Origin of the sequence: Trichlorobacter sp., assembly GCF_030247655.1 — a bacterium.
In the GTDB taxonomy this organism is placed as follows: Bacteria; Desulfobacterota; Desulfuromonadia; order Geobacterales; family Pseudopelobacteraceae; genus Trichlorobacter.
In genome coordinates this window covers 1-4890 of sequence record NZ_JAOTRZ010000215.1, presented here as the reverse complement: position 1 = coordinate 4890, position 4890 = coordinate 1, and the positions used below count along the sequence as shown (strand labels likewise).

Sequence of the window (4890 nt, the reverse complement as noted above, 5' to 3'; positions counted from 1 at the left end):
CTTTTACCTTGACCGCGAGTATGGTATTGCGGTTCGGGCAGGTCTGCACTGTGCCCCCCGTGCCCACCGTACCATCGGAAGTTATCCAACCGGCACCCTGCGGATAAGTCCGGGCTGGTTTAACACCCTTGCTGATGTTGAAACGTGCTGTGATGCTCTGATCTCAATTACCCAGAAAGGTCATTCATGAAATTTTTTGTGCTGGACACCAACGTGCTGCTCCACGATCCACAGGCCCTGTTCAAGTTTGAAGATAACACCATCATTATACCGATTACGGTGATTGAAGAAATTGATCGTTTTAAAAAAGATATGAATGAAACCGGACGGAACGCCCGTTCTATTTCACGGGTTCTGGATATGCTGCGTGAAAAGGGTTCGCTTTCCAGTGGTGTCAGTCTGCCTGGCGGCGGTCTGCTGCGGGTGGAACTGTGTGAAGAGCAGGCTTTAAACCGGATGCCCAAGGATCTGCGGGATGACAAGGGTGATAACCGGATTCTGGCCGTGGCCCAGGTGACCCATGAGCGTTTTCCCGATGAAACTGTTATCTTTGTTACCAAGGATACCAATCTGCGGATCAAGGCCGATGCCATCGGCCTGGTGGCAGAGGATTACGAGTCTGACAAGGTTGATATTCAGGAACTGTATGCCGGGGCCCGTACTATTGATATGGGGCCTGATTCAATAGATCGTTTCTATGGTCAGGGCTGGCTTGAGGCTCCAGAAGGGTTGCTGCCCAATGAGTATGCCACCCTGATCGACAACAATAATCCATCCCATACAGCACTTAGCCGTTTTGATGCAGCCACCGGCAAGGTGGTGCCGGTACGAAAGGTTCCCAAGGAAGGGGTCTGGAGCATCCATGCCCGTAACCGTGAGCAGCAGTTTGCCCTGGACGCCCTGATTGATGATAACGTTAAGCTGGTCAGTCTGGTGGGCAAGGCCGGCACCGGTAAGACCCTGATGGCCATTGCAGCAGGCCTGCAAAAAGTGGCAGAGGAGAATGTCTACAACCGCCTGCTGGTTTCCCGTCCAGTCTTCCCAATGGGCAAGGATCTGGGCTTTCTGCCCGGTGATATTGAGGAGAAGCTGACCCCCTGGATGCAGCCGATCTTTGACAACGTTGAACTGCTGATTTCCGGCCATGAGACAGACAAACGGCACAGTAACAAAGGCTACAAAGAGCTGATGGCCATGGGGCTGCTGGATATTGAACCGCTGACCTACATCCGTGGCCGTTCAATTCCAAATCAGTATCTGATCGTGGACGAGGCTCAGAACCTGACCCCCCATGAGATCAAGACCATTGTGACCCGGGCCGGAGAGGGGACCAAGATCGTCCTGACCGGCGACCCGTACCAGATTGATAACCCCTATGTGGACTCATCCAGTAACGGCCTGTCCTATCTGGTGGAGCGATTCAAGAACGAGCGGATCTCGGCCCACGTTACTTTGACCCGTGGTGAGCGGTCTGAACTTGCTGAACTGGCGGCTAACCTTTTATAATCCCTCTCCATCTGGGAGAGAAGACGAAGAGTGATTGTTTTGTGTCCACAAGATATGGTATTTTGTGGACACAAACGTTTTGGAGGTGTTCCATGCACTCAGTTGGCATTCGTGATCTTAAAGCCCATTTAGGCACCTACATAGGTTATGCCAGCCACGGAGAAGAGGTTGTTGTCACAGACCGTGGGCGGGAGGTGGCACTGTTGGTGCCGATCACTCCTGAACGCAGGGCAGTGATGGGGATGGTTGCAGAGGGGATCGCCTTCTGGCAGGGTGGCAAACCAGCCGGGCTTAACGGTGTTAAGATTACGGGGGAACCCCTTGCTGATAGCATCATTGCGGAGCGGCGATGATCCTGTATGCAGACACCAGCAGCCTGGTTAAACTGTACGTTGAAGAGGCTGGCTCAGATGCGGTGAGAGAGTTGGTCAGAAAGGCAGACATGGTTGCGTCCTGCCGTGTTGCCCTGCCAGAGATGGTGTCGGCATTAACACGAAGGCACCATAATCGTCAGATAGAGACACCGGTATATGAGCTGCTGATCCAGGCAGTTCGCAATGACTGGAGGCGTCTTGTTGCTCTTGAGTTTGATGAACAGCTGGCAGCCGATCTTGTCCAACGTCATGCCTTGCGCGGCTATGATGCAGTACATCTTGCCAGTGCCGTACAGCTCTCAAACAACGATCAGGTAAACATGGTGTTTAGTTCTTATGATCAACAGCTTATGCAGGCAGCTAACGATGAGGGGCTGGTAACTACCGTTAATACGCTGGAGACAAAATAGAAATGCTGATTCTTAACATTGAAACATCCTGTGATGAAACGGCCGCCGCAGTAGTTCGCGACGGCCGTTTGGTCCTGTCCAGCGTGATCTCCTCACAGGTGGCAACCCATGCCGAGTATGGTGGTGTGGTGCCTGAGATCGCTTCTCGCAAGCATCTGGAGATGATTACGCCGGTTGTTTGGCAGGCCCTGGATAAGGCTGGCGTTACACTGGCAGAGATTGAAGGGATTGCGGTAACCCGTGGTCCCGGTCTGCTGGGGGCGTTGCTGGTGGGGGTCTCAATGGCAAAATCTCTGGCCTTGGCCTGCAGAATTCCGCTGGTGGGGGTGCATCATATTGAAGGCCACCTGCTGGCCGGTTTTCTGGAGCAGCCGGTGGTGTTTCCGTTTCTGGCTCTGGTGGTTTCCGGTGGTCATACCCATCTCTATCGGGTGGATGGTATTGGTCGCTATCGTATCCTGGGGCGCACCATTGATGATGCGGTTGGTGAGGCCTATGACAAGACCGCAACCCTGCTGGGGCTTGGCTACCCTGGTGGTGCCTTGATTGACAAGCTGGCACAGCAGGGGAACCCGACTGCAGTGAAATTTCCTCGTCCTCTCCTGCATGATAAAACGCTTAATTTCAGCTTCAGCGGACTTAAAACGGCTGTGTTGACCCACTTGAAGAAACAATCTCAAACTCCTGAAGGAGCAGAGCTGCATGATCTCTGTGCCTCGTTTCAGGCCGCGGTCTGTGAAGTGCTGGTAAAGAAGACTGAGGCTGCCTTGAAACAGGAAGGGCTGCAGCGCCTGGTGGTGGGCGGTGGTGTGGCCTGTAACAGTGGTCTGCGTCATGCCATGCAGCAGCTGGCAACCCGGCTTAAGATTGAACTGCAGATACCGCCCCCTGTATTGTGCGGTGACAATGCTGCCATGCTGGCTGTGGCCAGCGATGCCTATCTCTCAGCCGGATGCCACGATGACCTTGCCATGGATGCAACCGCCACCTGGCCCCTTGATCAGGTTGCACGCTGGGAGCAGTTGCCATGAATCAGTCTTTTCCCCGCCCTCGTAAGTCTCTGGGCCAGAACTTTCTCAGTGATCATAATATTGTCAGAAAGATCCTGACTGCAGCGTATCTGCAGCCAGCCGATCGGGTGCTTGAGGTTGGGCCGGGCAGGGGGGCATTAACAGAACTGCTGGCTGCACAAGCCGGGCATCTGGTGGCCGTGGAGTTTGATCGTGATCTGGCCGCGCTGCTGCGTGAACGGTTTGCAGGACAACAGCAGGTTGTGATCCATGAACAGGATATCCTGAAGGTTGATTTTGAACAGCTGCTGGGTAGCCATACCTACAAGGTGGTGGCTAACCTGCCGTACAATATTTCAACCCCGGTGTTGTTCAGGTTTCTTGGAGAACGTCAGCGTTTTTCACGGCTGGTGGTGATGCTGCAGAAAGAGGTGGGTGAACGTCTGGCAGCGCAGCCTGACTGCAGCGACTACGGCATTCTTACCGTGCTGTTCCGACAGTGGTTTGAGGTGAAGCGGGAATTTCTGGTGCCGCCCGGCTGTTTTTTCCCGCCGCCCAAGGTGGATTCAGTGGTGATCAGTTTGACCCCGCTGGCCGCGTCACGGGTAGACGTGGGTAATCAGGCACTGTTTGAGCGGTTGGTCAAGGCAGCCTTTGGAATGCGGCGCAAGACACTCTGGAACTGTCTTAAAAGCGGTGTACTGGCAGAGCCGGAGCAGCTTGAACAGCTGCTGTTGTCCTGTTCTATTGACGGTAAACGTCGTGGTGAGACCCTGGCTATTGAAGAGTTTGCCCTGTTGTCACGAACCCTTTCGATGCTGCTTGGACTATAAAAAAAGCCGCCTGCTTTTCAGCGGCGGCTTTTGGTCAATGGAGCAGATTGGTTATTTCTTCTTTGCGCGGGGAACAGCAGCCTTTGGAGTCTTTGCAATAGCAGTTTTAGGTGCTTTTGCAGCAGTAGGCTTGGTTGCCTTTGACGGAGTTACTTTGGTTGCCTTCTCCGGTACCGCTTTCTTTGCTTCCAGATTAGCCATGCGGGTTGCCCGACCTTTTGCCAGCTTTTCGCCAAGGTTGTTGTCGATAGCGGACTGACGCCGGGCTTCTGAATAGTTTTTAGCAGCCAGAGGGGTACCACTGGCAATACCAAACTGTTTGCGGTACTCACTTGCCTTTATACCATGGGCCTGCTTCAGGTGGCGGGAAAGGGTCTTGAAACCGCCTTTTCCACAGATCAGGCAGATGATCTGATCTTTTTGAATTGATTTTTTGGGAGAGATGGCCGGAGCAGCTTCTTTAATAACAGCTTCTTCACTGGAAGCTACATCAGAATCAAGGTTTTTTAATGCAGCATAGACTTTTTGAATCTCCTGTAGCAGCTCATCAGAACTCATTTCAACTGTTGCAGCGTGTGAAGATACAATGTTTGCTGTTAATTCAACTAGTATTGATGACATGTTTCCTCCATATATAGGATGCTTGTTTTACTAACAGGCCTTTGAAAAACGGTTGAATTTGGTTCCTATCTCCCTTGCTTGAAGCTTTTCTGCTCTGGCTTGGAAGTAAATTGACGGTTTTGGTTGTTCGTTTTGC

At 52.7% G+C, this 4890-nt stretch carries 7 protein-coding genes; 6 read left to right on the top strand and 1 reads right to left on the bottom strand.

The annotated features are described in order from the left end of the window. From OEL57_RS14055 to rsmA, 6 genes are all read left to right on the top strand, one after another. On the top strand, positions 1-190 hold a 190-nt coding region (locus OEL57_RS14055; RefSeq protein ID WP_300741274.1), incomplete at its 5' end, for an aminotransferase class V-fold PLP-dependent enzyme. Continuing rightward, positions 187-1506 carry a PhoH family protein gene (locus tag OEL57_RS14050; protein WP_300741272.1) on the top strand — a complete coding sequence of 440 codons (1320 nt, stop codon included), beginning with the start codon at positions 187-189 and terminating at the stop codon, positions 1504-1506. The genes OEL57_RS14055 and OEL57_RS14050, both read left to right, overlap by 4 nt. Before the next feature lie 92 nt (positions 1507-1598). Then, positions 1599-1859 carry a type II toxin-antitoxin system Phd/YefM family antitoxin gene (locus tag OEL57_RS14045; protein WP_300741270.1) on the top strand — a complete coding sequence of 87 codons (261 nt, stop codon included), beginning with the start codon at positions 1599-1601 and terminating at the stop codon, positions 1857-1859. Beyond that, a complete protein-coding gene (locus OEL57_RS14040) occupies positions 1856-2290 on the top strand; it encodes a type II toxin-antitoxin system VapC family toxin (RefSeq protein ID WP_300741268.1) in 435 nt (144 codons plus the stop codon). Before OEL57_RS14045 ends, OEL57_RS14040 begins: the two co-directional genes overlap by 4 nt. Before the next feature lie 2 nt (positions 2291-2292). Further along, on the top strand, positions 2293-3321 hold the full coding sequence (gene tsaD / locus OEL57_RS14035) for a tRNA (adenosine(37)-N6)-threonylcarbamoyltransferase complex transferase subunit TsaD (protein WP_300741266.1): 1029 nt from the start codon (positions 2293-2295) through the stop codon (positions 3319-3321). Further along, positions 3318-4133, top strand: a complete 816-nt coding sequence (gene rsmA / locus OEL57_RS14030) for a 16S rRNA (adenine(1518)-N(6)/adenine(1519)-N(6))-dimethyltransferase RsmA (RefSeq protein WP_300741265.1) — start codon at positions 3318-3320, stop codon at positions 4131-4133. Before tsaD ends, rsmA begins: the two co-directional genes overlap by 4 nt. Before the next feature lie 51 nt (positions 4134-4184). Here the strand turns inward: rsmA and OEL57_RS14025 are convergent, their stop codons facing one another. Further along, positions 4185-4754, bottom strand: coding sequence for a MucR family transcriptional regulator (locus tag OEL57_RS14025; protein ID WP_300741264.1), 570 nt, complete (start codon positions 4752-4754; stop codon positions 4185-4187). Between the last annotated feature and the right edge of the window lie 136 nt (positions 4755-4890).